The 19028-nt window shown below is 60.0% G+C and carries 16 protein-coding genes; 6 read left to right on the forward strand and 10 right to left on the reverse strand.

What is annotated here, in order from left to right:
- Positions 1 to 19: 19 nt before the first annotated feature.
- A complete protein-coding gene (locus tag C8265_RS04270) occupies positions 20 to 1540 on the reverse strand; it encodes a malonate--CoA ligase (RefSeq protein ID WP_108482742.1) in 1521 nt (506 codons plus the stop codon).
- Positions 1537 to 2835 carry a malonyl-CoA decarboxylase gene (locus C8265_RS04275; protein WP_108482743.1) on the reverse strand — a complete coding sequence of 433 codons (1299 nt, stop codon included), beginning with the start codon at positions 2833 to 2835 and terminating at the stop codon, positions 1537 to 1539. Before C8265_RS04275 ends, C8265_RS04270 begins: the two co-directional genes overlap by 4 nt.
- Positions 2836 to 3018: 183 nt before the next feature.
- Between C8265_RS04275 and C8265_RS04280 the strand changes: the two genes are divergently transcribed.
- On the forward strand, positions 3019 to 4425 hold the full coding sequence (locus C8265_RS04280; RefSeq protein ID WP_240610974.1) for an aldehyde dehydrogenase family protein: 1407 nt from the start codon (positions 3019 to 3021) through the stop codon (positions 4423 to 4425).
- Positions 4426 to 4453: 28 nt separating this feature from the next.
- On the opposite strand, the gene C8265_RS04285 is transcribed toward C8265_RS04280, so the two are convergent.
- On the reverse strand, positions 4454 to 5002 hold the full coding sequence (locus C8265_RS04285) for a hypothetical protein (RefSeq protein ID WP_108482744.1): 549 nt from the start codon (positions 5000 to 5002) through the stop codon (positions 4454 to 4456).
- A gap of 141 nt (positions 5003 to 5143) precedes the next feature.
- On the reverse strand, positions 5144 to 6559 hold the full coding sequence (locus C8265_RS04290) for a dihydrolipoyl dehydrogenase (protein ID WP_108482745.1): 1416 nt from the start codon (positions 6557 to 6559) through the stop codon (positions 5144 to 5146).
- A gap of 336 nt (positions 6560 to 6895) precedes the next feature.
- Between C8265_RS04290 and C8265_RS04300 the strand changes: the two genes are divergently transcribed.
- On the forward strand, positions 6896 to 7336 hold the full coding sequence (locus C8265_RS04300; RefSeq protein ID WP_108482747.1) for a DsrE family protein: 441 nt from the start codon (positions 6896 to 6898) through the stop codon (positions 7334 to 7336).
- 31 nt (positions 7337 to 7367) lie between these two features.
- Here the strand turns inward: C8265_RS04300 and C8265_RS04305 are convergent, their stop codons facing one another.
- The 4 genes from C8265_RS04305 to dsbD are packed head-to-tail and all read right to left on the reverse strand — an operon-like array spanning position 7368 to position 11400.
- Entirely contained in the window at positions 7368 to 8072 is a 705-nt protein-coding gene (locus tag C8265_RS04305; protein WP_108482748.1) for a L,D-transpeptidase, read from the reverse strand.
- Positions 8073 to 8106: 34 nt separating this feature from the next.
- Complete coding sequence (locus C8265_RS04310) at positions 8107 to 8742, reverse strand: DsbA family protein (protein ID WP_108482749.1); 636 nt, start codon at positions 8740 to 8742, stop codon at positions 8107 to 8109.
- Between the two features lie 49 nt (positions 8743 to 8791).
- On the reverse strand, positions 8792 to 9616 hold the full coding sequence (locus tag C8265_RS04315) for a TlpA disulfide reductase family protein (RefSeq protein WP_108482750.1): 825 nt from the start codon (positions 9614 to 9616) through the stop codon (positions 8792 to 8794).
- Positions 9613 to 11400, reverse strand: coding sequence for a protein-disulfide reductase DsbD (gene dsbD / locus C8265_RS04320; protein ID WP_108482751.1), 1788 nt, complete (start codon positions 11398 to 11400; stop codon positions 9613 to 9615). The genes C8265_RS04315 and dsbD overlap by 4 nt, the downstream gene beginning before the upstream one ends.
- Positions 11401 to 11484: 84 nt before the next feature.
- On the opposite strand from dsbD, the gene C8265_RS04325 reads away from it, so the two are divergent.
- From C8265_RS04325 to C8265_RS04340, 4 genes are all read left to right on the forward strand, one after another.
- Entirely contained in the window at positions 11485 to 12150 is a 666-nt protein-coding gene (locus C8265_RS04325) for a winged helix-turn-helix domain-containing protein (protein WP_108482752.1), read from the forward strand.
- On the forward strand, positions 12147 to 13499 hold the full coding sequence (locus C8265_RS04330; RefSeq protein WP_108482753.1) for an ATP-binding protein: 1353 nt from the start codon (positions 12147 to 12149) through the stop codon (positions 13497 to 13499). The genes C8265_RS04325 and C8265_RS04330 overlap by 4 nt, the downstream gene beginning before the upstream one ends.
- A gap of 206 nt (positions 13500 to 13705) precedes the next feature.
- Positions 13706 to 14812: an efflux RND transporter periplasmic adaptor subunit gene (locus tag C8265_RS04335; RefSeq protein WP_108482754.1), complete on the forward strand. Its 1107-nt coding sequence runs from the start codon at positions 13706 to 13708 to the stop codon at positions 14810 to 14812.
- A gap of 9 nt (positions 14813 to 14821) precedes the next feature.
- On the forward strand, positions 14822 to 17899 hold the full coding sequence (locus C8265_RS04340) for an efflux RND transporter permease subunit (protein WP_108482755.1): 3078 nt from the start codon (positions 14822 to 14824) through the stop codon (positions 17897 to 17899).
- Positions 17900 to 17918: 19 nt separating this feature from the next.
- On the opposite strand, the gene C8265_RS04345 is transcribed toward C8265_RS04340, so the two are convergent.
- Positions 17919 to 18608 (reverse strand): RES family NAD+ phosphorylase, encoded by a 690-nt coding sequence (locus C8265_RS04345; RefSeq protein ID WP_420818845.1) that lies wholly within the window; start codon positions 18606 to 18608, stop codon positions 17919 to 17921.
- Positions 18605 to 19018: an MbcA/ParS/Xre antitoxin family protein gene (locus tag C8265_RS04350; RefSeq protein WP_108482757.1), complete on the reverse strand. Its 414-nt coding sequence runs from the start codon at positions 19016 to 19018 to the stop codon at positions 18605 to 18607. Before C8265_RS04350 ends, C8265_RS04345 begins: the two co-directional genes overlap by 4 nt.
- Positions 19019 to 19028 lie beyond the last annotated feature (10 nt).

The following is a 19028-nucleotide window of genomic DNA, read 5'->3' on the forward strand; positions in this document are numbered from 1 at the left end:
GGTGGTCGGGCGCGGCAGCTTACTCTGGCGCCGCGCCCGACCCGTTGTATGTGTCGCGCAAGACGTTTTTTTGAACCTTGCCCATGGTGTTGCGCGGCAGGGCATCGCACAGAATATAGCGGCGGGGGTGTTTGAACCGCGCCAACAGGGGTTCAACCTGTGCCGCGATTGCATCGGGTGTAACGGATGCACCCTGTTCAAGGATCACCGCCGCCAGCACGCTTTCGCCGAAATCGGGATGTGGCACGCCAAAAACCGCGCTTTCCAGCACGCCGTCCACATTATTGATCAATTCTTCGATTTCTTTGGGGTAAATATTGTACCCCCCGGAAATGATCAGATCCTTTTGCCGGCCGACAATGCTGATCCGGCCATCGTCGGATTGAACCCCCAGATCACCGGTGATGAAAAAACCGGTATCGCGCAATTCTTCGGCGGTTTTTTCCGGCATGTTCCAATAGCCCTGAAACACGTTGTCACCGCGCACTTCGATCATGCCGATGTCACCGGCCGCAACAGGCGCGCCGGTGTCTGGATCTGTGATCACAACCTCGACCCCCGGCAGGGCATACCCGACAGTTCCCGCAACCCGGTCGCCCTCATAGGGGTTTGAGGTGCTCATGTTTGTTTCGGTCATGCCATAACGTTCAAGAATGCGGTGGCCTGTGCGGCGCGCAAATTCGGTATGGGTGTCGGCCAAAAGCGGCGCCGAACCCGACACAAACAACCGCATTTCGGCGCAAAGATCACGGGTGAGGCGCGGATCATCCAGCAGGCGGGTGTAAAAGGTTGGCACCCCCATCATCAGCGTCGATTTTGGCAGCTCTTTCAAAACTTCATCACCGTTGAATGCCGCCATGAACCGCACCCGCGCCCCGACCAGAAGACAGGTATTCAGGGCAACAAACAAACCGTGGGTGTGAAATATCGGCAAGGCGTGGATCAGTCGATCCTGATCGGTGATTTCCCACAGATCGGCCAAGGATATGGCGTTTGAAAGCAGGTTCTTGTGCGACAGCATCGCGCCCTTTGAACGCCCGGTGGTGCCCGACGTGTACAGCAGCGCGGCCAAATCATCAGGTCCGCGCGCGACTGTCTTGAATGTATCCTCTGCCGCGTCGGCCGCGGTTGCCAGACTGCCGGTGCCATCGGGCCCCAACGTCAGGATCGTCACGCCCTGTCGCCCACAGATCTGCGCCATCGCCGCCTCGTCCTTGGGGTCGCAGATGATGGCGCGGGGCTGGGCATCTTGAATGAAATACGAAAGTTCGCTCAGGGTATAGGCGGTGTTTACCGGCAGATAGACCGCGCCCGCCTGAATTGCCGCGCCATACAGGGCGATGGTATCAGACACTTTGGGCGCTTGCACAAACACGCGATCGCCGGGCGCAACCCCGGCGTTGACCAACACATGGGCCATCTGCGCCACCCGCCGCACATACCCTCCATAGCTTAGGACCGTGCCATCGTCACACTCCAGAAACACCTGCTCAGAGGTCGCGTGGGGCGCGATCAGCGCATCGTATAAAGTATTGCTCACGATGTGGATTCCTTGGTCTTGGTCACAAATGGGGCGGTTGACAGCGCGCGCACCCCGCGCGCCGCGGTGATGGCTGCCGTGGCGGCAAAACTTTCGTGGTTGCGTTCGGTTTGGGCACGGTCGTAGAGATAATTCACCATCGCGCCGCTGGATTGTGCCATGCCATTGTCCGACAGATCGGCGCTGGCGTGAATTTCATGCACCTCTGCGCCGTTGCCCAGATGAAACCGCGCCACCGGATCAAGCGGCAGACCATCTTCGCGTTTTGCACCCAACAGATAGCGCGCCGCCATGGCCCGAATATCTTCGGCCTCGGCTGTTCCATCCAGAACCGATTGCGCCGCCTGCCCATGGGCCGGGTCGTCAATCTGCGTGGCCAACCACCGGTTCAGACCCGGAATAGGCGACAGCGTGACATAAGACGCAATTTGTGGGCATTCGCGTGAAAGTTCGGCCACCACCTGTTTGATCAGAAGATTGCCAAAGCTGACCCCCGACAGGCCCTTTTGGCAGTTCGAAATCGAATAGAACACGGCCGCCTTTGCCTGATCGGCATCCAGCGGCGTGCGCCCCTCGGACAATACCGCATCAATCGATCCCGGAATCGCAGCGGTCAGGGCGACTTCGACAAAAATCAGCGGCTCATCGGGCATCGCGGGGTGGAAAAACGCAAAACAGCGCCGATCGGCGGGGTACAACCGGCGCCGCAGATCATCCCAATCGCTGATTTCATGCACGGCCTCATAGGCGACAATCTTGTCCAGAATGCTGGCCGGCGTATCCCAGTTTATTTTCCGCAACACCAGAAATCCGCGATTGAACCAACTGCGCAGCAGATGCAGGAAATCGATATCGGTGCGCGCAAGATCGGGGTGGTCTTTCAACCGGTTCAACAGATCAACCCGCATCGCCACAAGTTCGGCCGTGGCACCCACCGGCTGATTCAACCGGCGCAAAAGCTCTTGTCGTCTGGCCTCGGATGCGGTGCACAGGTGTTTGAATACCTCTGGGGTTGGCGTGGCTGCATACTCTGCCGCCAGGGTCGCCACCTTGGTTGCATCGATATCAAGTTCGTTGTTCAGGAACCGGAAAAAATCGGTTTTCTCATCGTCGGACATGGCCCCGTACCGGGCCAGAATCGTGGTGGAAAGGCGCAGCCCCGCAACCTCGCCTTCGGCCGAGAGTAACGCCGCGCACAATTCATGGGTATCGCGCGCATCATCCCGCCCCCGCCTCACGCCCCGGCGGTCAAAAAGTTGTGACAGGATTTCCCCCAGAAATCGATTTCGCTGCATATCCGCCTCCAAAAATCAGAGCTGTGATGATGATATGGACATTCGCCGCGGGCTTCCAACGTAAATCGCCCCTTTGTGCGGGTTGGTCGGGTAAGTGGGGCGCGCATGATCCCCTTGCACGCTGGCGCGAACCATGCGCCCATGGTCGACGGTGCAAAAAGCGCGACGTTAAACAGGCGAAACATGACCATGACTGAGATCGCACAAACCATCGACGCGGCCTTTTCGGCACAGCGTGATACCGTTGCCAGCCGTAGACAAAGCTTTGGCCTTGCCGAACGGCGCGCCGCCCTTGCGCGCCTTGGCCGTGCCATCCGCCAGAACGAAACCGCCCTGATCGCGGCCTTGGCCACGGATTTTGGCAAACCCGAAGCCGAAGTGATCCTGACCGAGATTGTGCCGGTGATGCAGGAAATTCGCCACACGTCGCGTCATCTGCGCCGCTGGATGCGCGCCAGACGCGTTTTGCCAACCCTTGCAACCCTTGGCACATCCGCCCGGGTCCGGCCCGAGGCGCGCGGCGTCTGCCTGATCATCGCGCCGTGGAATTATCCCTTCAGCCTGGCGATTGGGCCACTGGTTTCGGCATTGGCGGCGGGCAACAGCGCAATCATCAAACCATCGGAAATGGCCCCTGCCACATCTGCATTCATTGCGCGGCTGATCAGCGAGATATTTCCACCCGATCTTGTTACCGTGATCGAGGGCGCCGTTGACACTTCGACCGAATTGTTGGCCCAACCGTTCGATCATATCTTTTTCACCGGCAGCCCCAAGGTGGGCAAGATCGTGATGGGGGCGGCCGCGAAAACGCTGGCATCGGTGACGTTGGAGTTGGGCGGAAAATCCCCCACCATCATCGGCCCCGATGCCGATCTGAACGCAGCGGCGCGTTGGATTGCCTTTGGCAAATTCGCCAATGCGGGGCAAACCTGCATCGCGCCCGATCATGTGTTTGTTCATCACGCGGTAAAGAACGATTTTTTAACCGCCCTGCGCGACAGGATCGCCGGGTCGTATGGCACCGGCCCAACCAGCCCGCATTTGGCCCGCATCGTCAACGCCGATCATGCCACGCGTTTGGCGGGGCTGCTGCGCGATGCCGTGGCCAAAGGCGCGCGCGTTCTTTTGGAAGGCGGCCAAAAAGACCGCGAGATGGGCCCAACATTAATTGAATCCATCACCCCCGAGATGGAAATCGACCACGAAGAAATCTTTGGCCCGATCCTGCCGATCATGACCTATGACAATCTGGATACGGTGATTGATCGCATCAACGGACGGCCCAAACCCCTGGCGCTGTATATTTTCAGCAAACAGCGGTCACAGGTTGACCGGATCATCGCCGCCATCAGTTCGGGCGGTGTGGGTGTCAATCTGACGGTGGCGCAATTTGTTCATCCCAATCTGCCGTTTGGCGGGGTAAACACGTCGGGCATCGGCATGGCCCATGGCCATTACGGATTTCGCGCCTTCAGCCATGAACGCGCAATCCTGTCCAACCATTTTTCGGCGCTGCCGCTGATTTTTCCGCCCTATACCCCCAAGGTGAACCGCCTGGTTGCCTTGATCAAACGTATTCTGGGGTAAAACGCGGCCTGCAATCGGTATTTTTCTGTCATTGCACCTTGATCAAAAATTGCGGCAGCGTTGCGGTAAAACTGCCGGTGATCTGCAAAGTTTGGGATGGGTCACTTTCCCCCGAGGATAACGGTTTCTTGTAATTGGTTTCGGCGGCAAACCGGCCCTCAACCAGAACGCCATCGTCGCGGGGCGCCAGTTCGGTCAGGGAAAATTCGATCTGTTCAGCCTCATCCGCCATCCAGCCCGCGGCCCAGCCCGATTCAAGATAAGTCAGTGACACGTTCAGGGGGATCATTTGTGTACCCATGGACATGACATCAAAGCTGAGCAACAGCGCCCCATCGACCGTTTGAATATCGTCTGCGCCGGGCATTCCCCACAGGGTGAAGGATTGCAAATTCGCAACCGCCATGGACAGACCAAAGGATTGGCTTTCCCCATCCTGTGCGGTCAGAAACCAGGTGCGCGCAACCCCGTCGATATCTGCGTCGATGGTGCCAAACACCTGTTGCGCCCACGCACCCGAGGGTGCCAGACAAAGAGCGGCGGCAATAACCGCGTGGCGAAGTGATGGAATTGGCATGGGCGCTCCGGGGATTGGACAAAGGGATGCCGCGTCTTTCAAACCGTCGCTCACAGGCTACGCCTGCATATGCCGTTACGTCAACTTAAACAGTGCGGGGCGGCACGCAAACGCACCCGCGCCTTTTGCCATCAAATCGGATTATTCCAACGCCTCAACCTTCAAAGATCCGCACCGGGCCAGATCAGATATGCTGCAGGGAGGCAATTCACGCGCGATGGCGCGCAGGGCCGAGCGCAGCCCCTCCTCCAGTGTCGGGTGATAGAACGGCATCGCCAGCAAATCATGCACGCTCAGGCTCTGACTTATTGCCAGCGCCAACAACTGGGCAAAGTGTTCCGCTGCGGGCGCTGCCATTTCAGCGCCCAGAATGCGGCCACCATCGCGCTCGGCATAGATGCGCAACATTCCATGGTTTTCCTGCATGACCCGCGCGCGCCCTTGCGTGCTGAAATCAACAGCGCCCACCAGACAGGTTTCAAGGTTTAGCTCACTGGCACGTTTACCAACCGATGCAACCTCGGGCGCGCAGAACGTGACGCTCATCGGGGTGCGCCGGTCCAGTTTCACAGTCTCATCGCTGACCGCGTTGATCCCGGCAATGTGGCCATCATCCGAAGATTCGTGCAGAATCGGGCGGATTCCATTGGCATCTCCGGCCAACAAAACAGATGTATCGCCAATGCGCATGGTCTGTGGATCAACCTTGGGCATGCCCTTGTCATCCAGCGCAACATCCAGTGTTTCAAGGCCAAGATCCTGCACATTCTGCCGCCGCCCCACGGCGACAAGCACCTTGTCCACCACCACCCGGTCATCGCCCCAGCGGATTTCAACACCGTCATCGGCAGCGGCAAGATCAACCTCAACCCCCAGATGAATGGCAAATTCGCGGGCCAATGCCTTGTGCAATGTCTGGGCGATCTTTTCATCGGAAATACCGGCCATTTGCGGCGCGCCGTCAAATCCGTGCACCTCAATTCCCAGACGCGCCATGGCCTGTGCCATCTCCACGCCGATTGCGCCCAGCCCGATGACCCCGATCCGTGCCGGCAGGTCTGTTTGTTCAAACAAGGTGTCGGTGGTGATGATCCGGTCGCCCAGCTCTTTCCACGGTTTGGGCACAATCGGGCTGGACCCGGGTGCCAGAATGATCTGGCGCGCCTCAATCGTGTGCCCGTCAACAATCAGACGGTTTGGCCCATCAAGACGCGCCTGCCCTTCGATGTTGCGCGCGCCCAGACCTTCGGTCGCGTCCAGAACACCAGCAACAAAATGATCGCGCAACGCGCGCACACGGTCCAGCACGGCGGGAATATCAGCCGTCAGATGCGCGGCTCCGCGAATGCCGAACGTATCCAGCAAGGTGCGCTGATGAAACGCATTCGCCGCCGCAATCAGCGTTTTTGAGGGCATGCATCCGACACGCGCGCAGGTCGTGCCATAGGGGGCCTTGTTGATGATCACAAAATCATCGGTTTTCTGACGCACCTCGCGCAGCGCGGCCAGCCCCGCAGTGCCAGCACCCACAATTGCCACGTCTACCTTGTCAATCATTCTGGATCTTCCTTTTTGCCCTCATGCATTCCGGTCCATCCTGACCGGATACGATATAAAATGACACGCCGCCTGCCCGCCCGATGTTTTTCAGCGTACGTTTGATATAATCCGGGCGGCCCGTGATGGTTCCTGTATCGGCCTCTGACCCCGGCGCGCACGCAATCACCACGGTTGAAACTTTACATATCCCTATCAGGTTTTTCGTTTTCTTACAATATTTTAGCGCCAGACCCGGAATCCTGCGCGCGCAATTGACGGCATTCGGGTATTTCCTTGCCGAACATATCACAATCCGCGAATATGATAACCAGTAACCAGAAGGAGGAGATTACCATGGCCTATATCCGCACCACTCTTGCCGCGCTTACACTTGGCGCGATCACCTTGTCCCCGGCGTTTGCCGAACCGATGCACAAGGTGGCAATACATGTAGACGAAGAAAAACTTTCGACCATGAACATGGCGTTGAACAACGCGCAGAACATTGCGAAACACTATGCTGATCTGGGTCAGGAAGTTGCGATTGAAATCGTCACCTATGGCCCCGGTCTGCACATGTTGCGCGCGGATACATCGCCGGTGAAAGACCGCATCGCGATGATGGATCTGGAACTGGACAATATCAGCTTTTCCGCCTGTCTCAACACCGTACAGGCCATGCAACAAACCACCCAGACCGATATTACCCTGATCGACGAAGCCACGGTTGTGCCATCAGGCGCGGTGCGCCTGATGGAATTGCAGGAACAGGGATATTCTTACCTGCGCCCCTGATTGATTTATGGGGCGGTGGGGGATCAAAGGTTCAGTAAATCAGATCCGTACCGCCCTGTTTCATCGACGGCAGCACGATCACCGATGCGCCGTGCACCGCCCGCTGATGCAGATCAATCACATCCTGATTCAGCATCCGGATACAGCCCGACGACACCGCCTTGCCCAATTCCTGTGGCGACGCACTGCCGTGAACACGATACAGCGTGTCTTTGCCATCCTTGAACAGATACAGCGCCCGCGCGCCCATCGGATTGCCCGGGCCCGGTTGCATGCCGCCATTTGCCACCGAATAGGGGGCCAGTTCCGGCTGACGCTTGATCATCGCTGCGGGCACTTTCCAGACCGGCCATTCGCGGCAAAACTGAAGCCGCGCCGCGCCTTCCCACGCAAATCCGGCCGCGCCGACGCTGACGCCATAACGCATCGCCTTTTGCGGGCTTTCGACAAAGTGAAGAAGTGCGGCATCGGGATCAATCACGATGGTGCCACGGGCGCGCGTCGGAAACGGGTTTTCCACCTCTTGCCGCCACAGGTGCGGGGCAAGGGCGCCATCGGGAATGGCCGGAATCGGAAAAGGCTCGGTGGTGATGGCGGCGTAAAAATCCGGCACCGGCGGATAGGTCGGGGCGGGCGGTGCCACCACGGCGCGTGTCACCGGTTCGGCAGGGGGGCGAACGCAAGCGGCAAGGCCGCCCGCCCCGGCCAAAGCCACAAATGAGCGACGGGTCAACATAATACTCTCCTGATAATCAGTGAATGAAATTGGGTTACGCGCGGGCGTTCGCGATTGCTTCTTTCAGCTCGGCGCGGTTCATGGTGCCCGGATAAATGGTTGTGCCAATGATGTAGGCAGGAGTGCCGCGCAATCCAAGCTGTGCCGCCTGAAAGTCATTGCGCGCCATCAGCCCATCCCATTGGCCCCGGTTCGCCCGGTACGCGCCATCCAATTCGCCCAGGTCAAGTCCGGCGGTTTCCAATGTCGCCGTGATGTCGGCCTCGGACAGGCGGCCTTTGGTGGCCATCAGCGCGGCAAGCACCGTTTCATACGCCCCAACATCCACCGCCCCCAGCGCCAGTTGGCTGGCCCGTACCGATGGTGCCCCGAAGATCGGCCAGTCTTTCATCACCAGACGAATGTTTCCATCTGCGCCGGTGACATCCATCAGATCCGGGTGGTTCGCCTTGCAATAGGGGCATTGATAATCAAAGAATTCAACAATGGTCAGATCGCCATCGGGGTTGCCCAGCACCGGATTGACCGGATCAAACAGCACATCCTCAACCGTCAATTCCTGCGCCTTTGCCTGCGTTGCCCCCGGAAAGCGGGCAACGCCGATAATTCCCGCGGCCCCCGTCGTGGCAACGGCCCCCAGCAATAGATTTCTGCGTGTTGTCTGTTTCATGACGGCTCTCCTTCGTGTTCGAAAATATGTTTGATAGCGGGCGCTTGCGTCACTCTGCGCCGCTGTCGCGCTTGAGATCGTTGATCGCGGCCAAAAGGGCGGCGCGCGAAATCTCACCGGTGTGAACCGATTGCAGCGTGCCATCGGCGGTGAAAAACAGCGTGCTTGGCAAACCCAACAGGCCAAATTCCTGCATCAGGGCGCGGGTGGGGTCACGCACCATCCCCGCCGCTGTCAGGCCGGTCAGATCAAGATAGCGTTCGATGTTTCTTTCCGGCTCGCCCTGATTGGCAAAGATGATATCGACCCCGGCTTGCGATTGCGCCAGATCGACCATCATCGGCATTTCGCGTCGGCACGGCGGGCACCAGGTGGCCCACAGGTTCAACACCAAAGGTTGCCCATCGCGCGCGGCCAGGTTCACCGGAACACCCGACATGTCCGTAAAGATCGCCACCGGGATCCGGCCTTTTGCCTGATCGGGCAAAAAATACGTGGCAACGCCAAAGGCCAGCGCCCCGCCCAGAATGCTGATGGCAAGGGGGCCGATAATTTTGGGCCGCGTGAAAAATGCCGCCAGAACGGTTGCGCCCAACCCGACCGCGCCGGCGGTCGCGTTAAATCCACCCTGCCAGATGGCCAGAACGGTCAAGGGCGCGGGGGCGAACCCTTCCCAATTGGCAATGACAAAGCCAAGGCGCGCGGTGATGATCCAGATCACCAGCGCGCCAGCGGTCCAGTTGTGAATTACCGCGCGGTAATCGGGCCGACGCCGTGCCACGATCTCTGCCACGATGAAAAAGGTCAAAACCGTAAGGATCGCGACAAAGCGGTCATTGGAAAAAACAAACGGTCCGATGGCGATGGCATTCATTGCAACACCTGCGCCGATTTCTGCACCGCGCCCGGCCCGGTATCGCCGATAATGCGGGTGCCCGGTGCCTCGGATTTGTCACGGTTCAGGAACACCATGGTGGGCGGCCCGACCGCGCCGAGGCGGTTCAACATCTCTTGCCCCTGTGCACCGAAATCCGACACATCGGCGGCAATCACATTCACCCCAGACAGGGCCGCCTGCACGCCCGCATCGGGCCAAACCTTGCGTTCGATCACCCGGCAGGTGACGCACCAATCGGCGGTAACATAGATCATCGCGGGCTGATCGGGCTGTGCCGATATCGCGGCGTCAAGCGCGCTGGCGCTGGTGACGGTGCTGAAGGTCACGCTGCCCGCTGGCTCTGCCACGCTTTGCAGCATCGCCAGGGGGCGGGTTGGATCACTGCCGCCCAATGCCGCACCAACGGCCATGATCGCGCCTGCGATCAACGACAAAACGCCACCCGTTTTCACGCCCCGCCGTACCGGTCCAGCATCGGCTGGCAATAGATCCATCGCACCCGCGAAAATACCGGCCCCCACCAGCAACGCCGCCCAAAGCGCGAGGATAACAGGGCCGGCAATCAACCGCCCGATCAGCCAGATCGCCATGCCCAGAAAGACGAAACCAAAGACCCGCTTCACCCCGTCCATCCATGCGCCCGCACGCGGCAACACCCGTGCGCCCAGGGTTCCGGCAATCATCAGCGGAATTCCCTGACCCAGCCCCAAAGCGAAAAGTGCCCCGGCCCCCAGCCACACATCGCCCGTTCCGGCAATATAAAGCAGCGCGCCCGCCAGCGGTGCCGTGACACAGGGGCCGACAATCAGCGCCGATGTGAACCCCAGGGTTGCCGCACCGCCAAACGTACCGCGCCGCCCCGCCCCGGCCGATGACAGGCGGCGTGTCCAGGCCTGGGGCAGTTGCAGTTCGTACAGCCCGAACATAGACAGCGCCAGTGCCACAAAAATCGCCGCCACGGCATAGATCGCCGCAGGGGATTGCAGCGCCACCTGAAGGTTTTGCCCCGACCACGCCGCCGCAACCCCAAGCAGGCCAAAGGCCGACGCCATCGCCAAGACATAAACACCCGACAACGCCGCACCGCGCCGCGCGGTCAGGGTATCGCCCTGCCCGCTTAACACTCCGGCGAGGATCGGAAACATCGGAAACACACAGGGCGTAAACGCCAGCAACAACCCAAAGCCCAGAAATCCCGCCAGAACCAAAACCGTGCCGCCGCGTGTGCGGAGCGTGTCGATCATCCCCTGTTCCTGCGCCAGAACGATGCCATCAGCCGGGGGCGCGACAGCGGCAACCGGGGCACCCCCATCAAGCGCGGCAAAGGTCTGTTGCACCGGAGGATAGCAAATGCCGCCGTCCTGACAGCCCTGCCATGTCACGGTCACCGGCCCATCGGCAGGCCCCATCACCGCCTGTGCGGTGTCGAAATATACTTCGACCGATCCAAAGGTCGGATCATCCATTTCGATACCGGGATCCGTGTCCAACGCCACGCTGACCCCGCTTTCGGTCTGCGCCGCCAGATAATCGCGGTACAAATAATACCCTTTGGCAATGTCCCATGACAGTATCCGCGTGCCGTCGTCCTGATCGGCAACGGTGATCTGAAATGCCTCGTCGGCAGGCAACGGCGCGGTATTGCTCAGGCTCAGAAGCTGTGCGGTTGCGGGCAACGCTGTGGTGACGATAAACAGCACAGACAATGCTGTGGCGATGGATCGCGCGGCGCGGCGGATGTGGTTTGAAATTCTGCTCATGGTGGCCTCTTTCGCGCCCCGACCTTAAGCGGGGCTTAAGGTAGCCCTTCTATCCGACAAACGTTGGGGAAAGGAACTTGGCCAATGCGCATACTGATTGTCGAAGACGACGCGATGCTGGCCGATGGCCTGTCGGTTGGGCTGCGTCTGAGCGGATTCACCCCCGATCTGGTGACCACTTGCGCCGATGCGGATGAAGCATTGGCAAATGGCGGATTTGCCGCCGTGGTTCTGGATATCATGCTGCCCGACGGGTCGGGTCTGGATGTTTTGTCGCGGATGCGCGCGGGTGGCGACCGCACGCCGGTTTTATTGCTGACCGCCCTTGATCAGGTGCGTGACCGGATTGCCGGGCTTGATCTGGGCGCTGATGATTATCTTGGCAAACCCTTTGATCTTGAAGAGGTGACGGCGCGCCTGCGCTCGATCGTGCGCCGAGCCGAAGGGCGCGCCGAGGCCGGGCTGGAATGGAACGGGCTGAGCGTTGATCCCGCCCGGATGAGTGGCCGGCATTCCGACCGCGATATCGCGTTTTCTCCGCGCGAATTTGCGATCCTGCGCGCTTTGCTGGAACGCCCCGGTGCAATCTTGTCGAAATCGACGCTCGAAAATCGGCTGTATGGCTGGCAAGACGGTGTGGAAAGCAATGCGGTTGAGGTGCATATTCATAAACTGCGCGCCAAACTGGGGCCGGATTTCATTCAAACGGTGCGCGGCGCGGGATACAAGCTGTCAAAGGGGGCGCAATGAATTCCATTCGTGTCCGGCTTTTCCTGATCCTGCTGCTGGCAACCGGCGTTGTCTGGCTTTCGGCGTTTTTCTGGATTCAACATTCAACCCGGGCCGAGGTTGAGAGGGTGCTGGATGCCCGCCTCGCCGAGTCGGGGCAGATGGTATCATCGCTGATTTCCGACCGGCGCATCGATGTCGCCAGCGCGGCAACGGTTGTACCGGATTTCAAGGTCGCGGACGACGGGCCGATGGCGGGGTATTCCCACCGCCTGTCCTGTCAGATCTGGTCGCTTGAGGGTAATCTGGTCGGCAGATCCGCCAGCGCCCCAACCGACAGCCTGTCAGGACAGGCCCCGGGGTTCAGCAGCAATATCGTGGATGGCGAAGAATGGCGGGTTTATACCGTCATCAACGAAGAACTGGGCGTGCGCGTCATGGTCGGTGACAGTCACACGGTGCGTGACCGTCTGGTGCGCGATGTGACAACGGGGTTGGTTTTGCCCGCGCTGATGATCCTGCCGGTTCTTGCCGGTCTGATCTGGTTATCGCTGCAGCGCGGGTTGCGCCCGTTTGACCGTTTGGCCGAAGGATTGGCGCGCCGCACCGCCGATGATCTGAACCCCATCGCGATTGGCGCAATGCCGCGCGAAATCCGCCCCGTTGGCGCCGCGTTGAACGGGCTGTTCAGCCGTGTGGATGCGGCACGCGAACGGGAAAAGGCATTCACATCCTTTGCCGCGCACGAATTGAAAACGCCCCTGGCCGGAATCAAAACCCAGGCCCAGGTGGCAATGATCGCCCCCGATGCCGCAACCCGCACCACCGCCCTGCGCCATATTCAGCGCGGGGTTGACCGGACCGACAGGATGGTGCGACAGCTTCTTGCGCTGGCATCCGTGGACGGGGCCGAGGCGGGAAATGTTTCATCCGTCGATGTTTGCGAACTGGTGGCGGATGTTGTTGGCGATCTGGCGCGTTTGGCGGGCGCCAAGGATGTATCGCTCACCGGCCCTGACAGCGGGCCAACCCCGTTCACAACCGATCCGGTATTGTTGACCGTGGCCCTGCGCAATGTGATCGAAAACGCCATTGCCGTTGCGCCGCAAGGCAGTCAGGTCACGATCACGCTGGAGTCCGCACGACAGCGTTTGCAGATTTGCGTGCTGGACCGGGGGCCGGGCATTGCCGACTCCGACCGGGCCAAAATCACCGACAGGTTCTTTCGCGGTGCCAGCGCCGATGCCGATGGAACCGGTCTGGGCCTTGCCATTGTGAAAACCGCGGTGAAACGCCTGAATGGTACGCTGACCTTTTGCGCCAGACCGGGGGGCGGTGAGAGTGTCAGCCTGACGTTTAACAAAACCTGAAACAGCCCGGCTTGGTGCCCATCCGCCCCGACAATCCATACAACCGGCGCGCAACCGGTGCCGATTTCGCGCAACTCACGATCCTTTGACCGTTTGCCCCCCCTTCGGGTCTTGACCCCCCCCTTGTCAGGCGGCACTTGGTGGATCGCTGGAAATGGGAGAGCCTTTCCAGCTTCGGGTTTCATCCGCAGGCAAAGATCACACATATGTTCAAGCGACTTTTTATCGCAATCGTTCTTCTCGGGCTCGTCGTTGGCGGGATCGTCTGGTTCAAATTTTTTCGCGATGACATGATCGCGCAATTCATGGGCGCACGTGTGCCGCCGCCGGTGCCGGTCACCGCACAGGTGGTTGAACCCGTCACCTGGGAGCCGGGGATCGAGGCGATTGGCACCGCGGTATCGGCGCGCGGTGTCGATCTGGCGATTGAGGCGGGCGGCGTTGTGCGCATGGTCAGCTTCGAAGCGAATGACACCGTCGCCGAAGGCCAGGTTTTGCTGGAAATCGATGACGACAGTGAACGCGCGGCCCTGGGCGCAAGTCAGGCCGCCCTGAGCGTGGCCGAAACCGATTTGCGCCGCGCACAGACCCTGGCCGACCGGGGTGTGGGCGCCGCCACGACCACCGAAAGCGCCGAAGCCATGGTGGAAAGTGCCCGCGCCGAGGTTGCGCGCGTGCAAACCACGCTGGATGCCAAACGGCTGACCGCACCATTTGCCGGCACAATCGGTATTCCCCGGATTGAGGTGGGCGAATATGTCCTGCCCGGCAAGGTCTTTGCCACTCTTCAGGATCTTGATCAGATGCGCGTCGATTTTTCCGTGCCCGAACAACAGATCAGCGCGCTGGAACTGGGCCGGTCCGTGACCGTCAACACCGAGGTCGGAGATTTCACCGCGACGGGCAAGATCATTGGCGTTGAACCCCAGGTTGACGCCAATTCGCGCCTTGTTTCGGTGCGTGCCGCCGTAGACGATGCCACCGGCACCCTGCTGCCCGGTCAGTTCCTGCGCGTGCGCGTGGCCCTGCCTGTCGAAGAAAATGTGATTGCCGTGCCCCAAACCGCCGTCACCACCAGCCTTTATGGCGATTCGATCTATGTGGTCGAACCTGCCGAAACCGAAGGCGAGCTGACCGTCAAACAGGTGTTCGTGACGATTGGCCGCCGCTCGGGCGGATTGATCGAAGTGGTCCGTGGCATTGAGGGCGGCGCGCAAATCGTCACCTCGGGTCAAAACCGCCTGACCAGCGGCGCCAAGGTGGTGATCGACGACTCTGTGTCGCTGTCGCCCACCCAACAGCCTGCCGAATAAGGAAAGACGATGCATTTCTCGGAAATCTTTATCCGCCGGCCCGTTCTGTCGACCGTTCTGGCGGCGCTGATCCTGTTTCTTGGCATGGCGGCAATGCTGAACCTGCCGGTGCGCCAATACCCCGAAGTCAAGGAAAGCGTGATCACGATCACCACCGTTTATCCCGGTGCCTCGCCCGATTTGATCCAGGGGTTCGTGACTGCCCCGATTTCGGCGGCTGTCTCGACCACGGAAAACGTTGATTACATCACCAGCCAATCGCGCCCCTCGGCCTCGATCGTGACGGTGCAGATGAAACTGGGCGCCGATCCGGATGTGGCCCTGACCGAAGTGATGTCAAAGGTGCAAACCGTGGGCGGCCAATTGCCCCAGGACACCGAAACCCCGGTTGTGGCCAAAGGCACCGGCATGACGTTCGCGTTGATGTATCTGGCGGTTCAAAACCCCAACATGACGCCCGAACAATTGAACGAATACCTTGAACGCGTCGTGCGCCCGCGGGTGACCAACATCGCCGGCGTGGCCCAGATGGAAATCATGGGGGCGCAGAAATACGCGATGCGCATCTGGCTTGACCCGCTGCAATTGTCGGCGCGCGGCGTTACCGCCCCCGAAGTTCTGGCCGCGATCCGCTCGTCCAACTTCCTTTCTGCCCCCGGCAAGACCGAAAACGAATATTTCAGCTATGCCCTGACCCTTGATTCCACGATCCAGTCGCCCGAAGCCTTTGGCGCGCTGCCATTGGTACAGGGGCAGAACGGCACCGTCCGCCTGCGCGATGTGGCGCGGATCGAACTGGCCTCGGGGTCAAACGATGCCATCGTCACGTTTTCGGGCGAACCCGGCACATTCATCGGCATCATTCCCGCCCCCGGCGAAAACCAGTTGGATGTTGCGGGCAACGTTCTGGATGCCCTGCCCGAACTGACCGCGACCCTGCCCGAGGGCATGACGATCAGCCTGGTCTATGACGCGACAGAAACAATTTCGGCCTCGATCAACGAAGTGTTCAAAACCATCGCCGAGGCGGTGCTGATCGTTGCCGTCGTGATTCTGATGTTCCTTGGTTCGTTCCGCTCGGTTGTGATGCCGGTCGTGACGATTCCGCTGTCGCTGATCGGTGTTTGCGCGATCATGCTGTCGCTGGGATATTCAATCAACCTGCTGACACTGCTTGCCATGGTTCTGGCCATTGGTCTGGTGGTCGATGACGCCATCGTGGTGGTGGAAAACATTCACCGCCATATCGACGATGGCATGTTGCCCGCTGCCGCCGCCGTCAAAGGCATGAAGGAAATCACCGGGCCAGTGGTGGCAATGACAATCACCCTGGCGGCCGTTCTGGCGCCGCTGGCCTTTACCGGCGGGCTGACCGGGGCGCTGTTTACCGAATTTGCCCTGACCCTGGCCGGATCGGTGATTATTTCCGGCATTGTCGCGCTGACCATCACGCCCACCATGTCGGCGCGGTTGTTGAGACACGGCGATCCGGGGCGGTTTCAGCGCATCATTGACCGCACGTTGAACGGGCTGGCCAACTGGTATGAGCGGCGGGTGTCGTCATCTCTGGATTATCGGCCTGTGACCATGTTGATGGTTCTTGCACTGCTTGGGGCGACGGGGTTCATGTTTCTCAACACCTCGTCCGAACTGGCCCCCGAGGAAGACAACGGCGCGCTGTTTGCGATCATGAATGGCCCGCGCTATGCCACGTTGGATTACACGGCCACCTTCACCGATGAGGTCAGCCGCCGCACCGCCGACATCGAAGAGGTGCAAACCTCATTCTCGGTGGCGGGGATGGGCGGGGCTGCGAACACCGGGTTTTACATCTGGGCCTTGAAAGACTGGGCCGAGCGCGAGCGCAGTCAGGCCGAAATTCAACAGCAGATTCAAGGCACCCTGGATGGCACGCCGGGCCTGCAAAGCTATGTCTTTGCGCCGCCCTCGTTGCCCGGATCGGGCGGCGGATTGCCGATTTCCATGGTGCTGCAATCGATTTATGCGCCCGAACGGGTGGTCGAAATTGCCGAGGAAATTCGCCAGAAAGCCATGCAATCGGGTATGTTCATCGTGGTGCAGAACAGCCTGTCGTTTGATGCCCCACAGGTGCGCGTGACCATTGATCGCGACCGCGCGGCGCAGCTGGGCGTCAGAGTCAGCGATATCGGCTCGACCCTTGGCATTCTGGTGGGCGGCGGGGCCGTGGCCCAGTTTGACCGCGATTCCAACAGCTATGACGTGATCACCCAGGTGCCGGCCGAATGGCGCGACAACCCCGAAAAGCTGGGCGAATTTTTCGTGCGCGCCCGGTCCGGCGTGATGGTGCCGCTGTCGTCGGTGGTGACGATCAACCCGACCGTGACCGCCGCATCGGTCGATCAGTTCAACCAGTTGAACTCGGCCACCCTGTCGGCAATGCCGATGATCGGGCTGTCCACCGGCGTGGCGCTGGCCGAACTGGAACGCATCGCAGCCGAGGTAATGCCCGATGGGTTTTTCATCGACTTTACCGGTCAGTCCCGGCTGGAGAAATCCGAAGGCAACACCATCGTGCTGGCCTTTGCGGCAGCGATTGTGGTGATTTACCTGGTCTTGGCGGCGCAATTCGAAAGCTTCCGTGACCCGCTGATCATTCTGATGTCGGTGCCGTTGTCGATTTTCGGGGCGATGCTGCCGCTGTATTTCGGGATCAGCACCCTGAACATCTATACCCAGGTGGGGTTGATCACGCTGATCGGGCTGATCACCAAACACGGTATTCTGATCGTTGAATTTGCCAATCAGCAGCGTGAAAATAACGGATTGTCGCGCAATGCCGCCATCGTGGCCGCATCAAAGGCGCGTCTGCGCCCGATTCTGATGACAACGGCGGCAATGGCTCTGGCTGTTGTGCCACTTATGCTGGCCGATGGGGCCGGTGCGGCGGCACGTCAGGCGATGGGTCTGGTGATTTTCACCGGCCTGATGATCGGGACCATCTTCACCCTGTTCGTGGTGCCGATGTTCTATACTCTGATCTCGCGCAGCGATGCATCCTATCTGATGCACCAACGCACCGTGGAAAAACAGTTCGGCGGCGTTTGACCGCCGAACTTTTACCGCCCTACTGCACGCGCATGATTTCTCCGGTATCAAGCTTTTTGACGTAATCCACCGCCTGTCCGTTCCAGTGATAGGCAAAATGCGCCCCCTGCGTGGGAATCGCCACCACATCGGGCCAGAATGCGGCAATGCAGCTGCCGCCGCTGTACCGCACGCTAGGCCAGGTGATGCCGTTTGAACCGGCGGCACGGCGTTGCGCGCCAAATATCTGTGAAGGGCCGTAAATTTCGGGATGCAGCAGATCATCCTGCCCGGTCACATCATCCATGGTGGCGTCGAGCGATCCGATCAATTCGCGAAATTGCGATGTCCAACCGGCGGGTTCGGCGGTGGCGCGCATGGTTTTGCTGTGATGATGGATGGTTTCGGCAATCGCCACCTTGGTGCTGTCGCCCGCGTAATACAGACCAAAGGTGCCATCGCTGAACCGACCGGGGCGCAGGGGTGAACAATGCACAAACGGCGCCATGACCCAACTGGCGCCGGGGCCGGTGACACGCCGGGCCACGGGCACCTTGGCCAGATCACCGATACTGTCGCGAATACGCGGGTTGAATTTGGCCTCGGCCGAGGCCAACGCCTCCCAATCGGCGGGGTCGGCGATATCTTCGAACAGATCAATCGGCGGAAAGATCGAGCGGATGATCCGCGCAGTTCGCGGCCAGATGACCCGGCGCACCGGCACTGTCACCACGCGCCACGCTCGGCATCCAGATAACTGCGCAGATCGATCAGATCGGTGATTTCACCGCGCATCATGACGTCAAGCGCGCTGTACCCCTGAAACGCCGCGTTCGGTTTCCTGATCCAGTCATAGCCGCGCCTCGGTTCGCGAAACAAATAGCGCAGCCCCTTGTGAATCCCCATCAGAATCGCCATTCGGGCGCGCAGATCACGATCAATCCGGCCAATATTGCCGTCTTTCCAACGCGCCCAGGTGCGTTGCGCCATATCGCCCAACAGGGTGCGCGCCTCAATATCGCTCAGTTGCCAGGCCCGAAACAGGTTGACCGTGGTGCGCGCCAGGGCGGCGGCCTCTTCATCGGTGATTGATGGCAGGTCGGGGCGGGCGGTGGTGGGGTGAAGGGTGGCAAATTGCATGGCTTATCCT

The sequence above is a fragment of the Oceaniglobus ichthyenteri genome (genome assembly GCF_003057885.1).
Taxonomy (GTDB): Bacteria; Pseudomonadota; Alphaproteobacteria; order Rhodobacterales; family Rhodobacteraceae; genus Oceaniglobus; species Oceaniglobus ichthyenteri.

Excerpts from the sequence above, each read along its gene's own strand:
- C8265_RS04275 (WP_108482743.1), bottom strand. The coding sequence starts at position 2,835 with ATGCAGCGAAATCGATTTCTGGGGGAAATCCTGTCACAACTTTTTGAC.
- C8265_RS04280 (WP_240610974.1), top strand. The coding sequence starts at position 3,019 with ATGACCATGACTGAGATCGCACAAACCATCGACGCGGCCTTTTCGGCA.
- C8265_RS04285 (WP_108482744.1), bottom strand. The coding sequence starts at position 5,002 with ATGCCAATTCCATCACTTCGCCACGCGGTTATTGCCGCCGCTCTTTGT.
- C8265_RS04290 (WP_108482745.1), bottom strand. The coding sequence starts at position 6,559 with ATGATTGACAAGGTAGACGTGGCAATTGTGGGTGCTGGCACTGCGGGG.
- C8265_RS04300 (WP_108482747.1), top strand. The coding sequence starts at position 6,896 with ATGGCCTATATCCGCACCACTCTTGCCGCGCTTACACTTGGCGCGATC.
- C8265_RS04305 (WP_108482748.1), bottom strand. The coding sequence starts at position 8,072 with ATGTTGACCCGTCGCTCATTTGTGGCTTTGGCCGGGGCGGGCGGCCTT.
- C8265_RS04310 (WP_108482749.1), bottom strand. The coding sequence starts at position 8,742 with ATGAAACAGACAACACGCAGAAATCTATTGCTGGGGGCCGTTGCCACG.
- C8265_RS04315 (WP_108482750.1), bottom strand. The coding sequence starts at position 9,616 with ATGAATGCCATCGCCATCGGACCGTTTGTTTTTTCCAATGACCGCTTT.
- dsbD (WP_108482751.1), bottom strand. The coding sequence starts at position 11,400 with ATGAGCAGAATTTCAAACCACATCCGCCGCGCCGCGCGATCCATCGCC.
- C8265_RS04325 (WP_108482752.1), top strand. The coding sequence starts at position 11,485 with ATGCGCATACTGATTGTCGAAGACGACGCGATGCTGGCCGATGGCCTG.
- C8265_RS04330 (WP_108482753.1), top strand. The coding sequence starts at position 12,147 with ATGAATTCCATTCGTGTCCGGCTTTTCCTGATCCTGCTGCTGGCAACC.
- C8265_RS04335 (WP_108482754.1), top strand. The coding sequence starts at position 13,706 with ATGTTCAAGCGACTTTTTATCGCAATCGTTCTTCTCGGGCTCGTCGTT.
- C8265_RS04340 (WP_108482755.1), top strand. The coding sequence starts at position 14,822 with ATGCATTTCTCGGAAATCTTTATCCGCCGGCCCGTTCTGTCGACCGTT.
- C8265_RS04350 (WP_108482757.1), bottom strand. The coding sequence starts at position 19,018 with ATGCAATTTGCCACCCTTCACCCCACCACCGCCCGCCCCGACCTGCCA.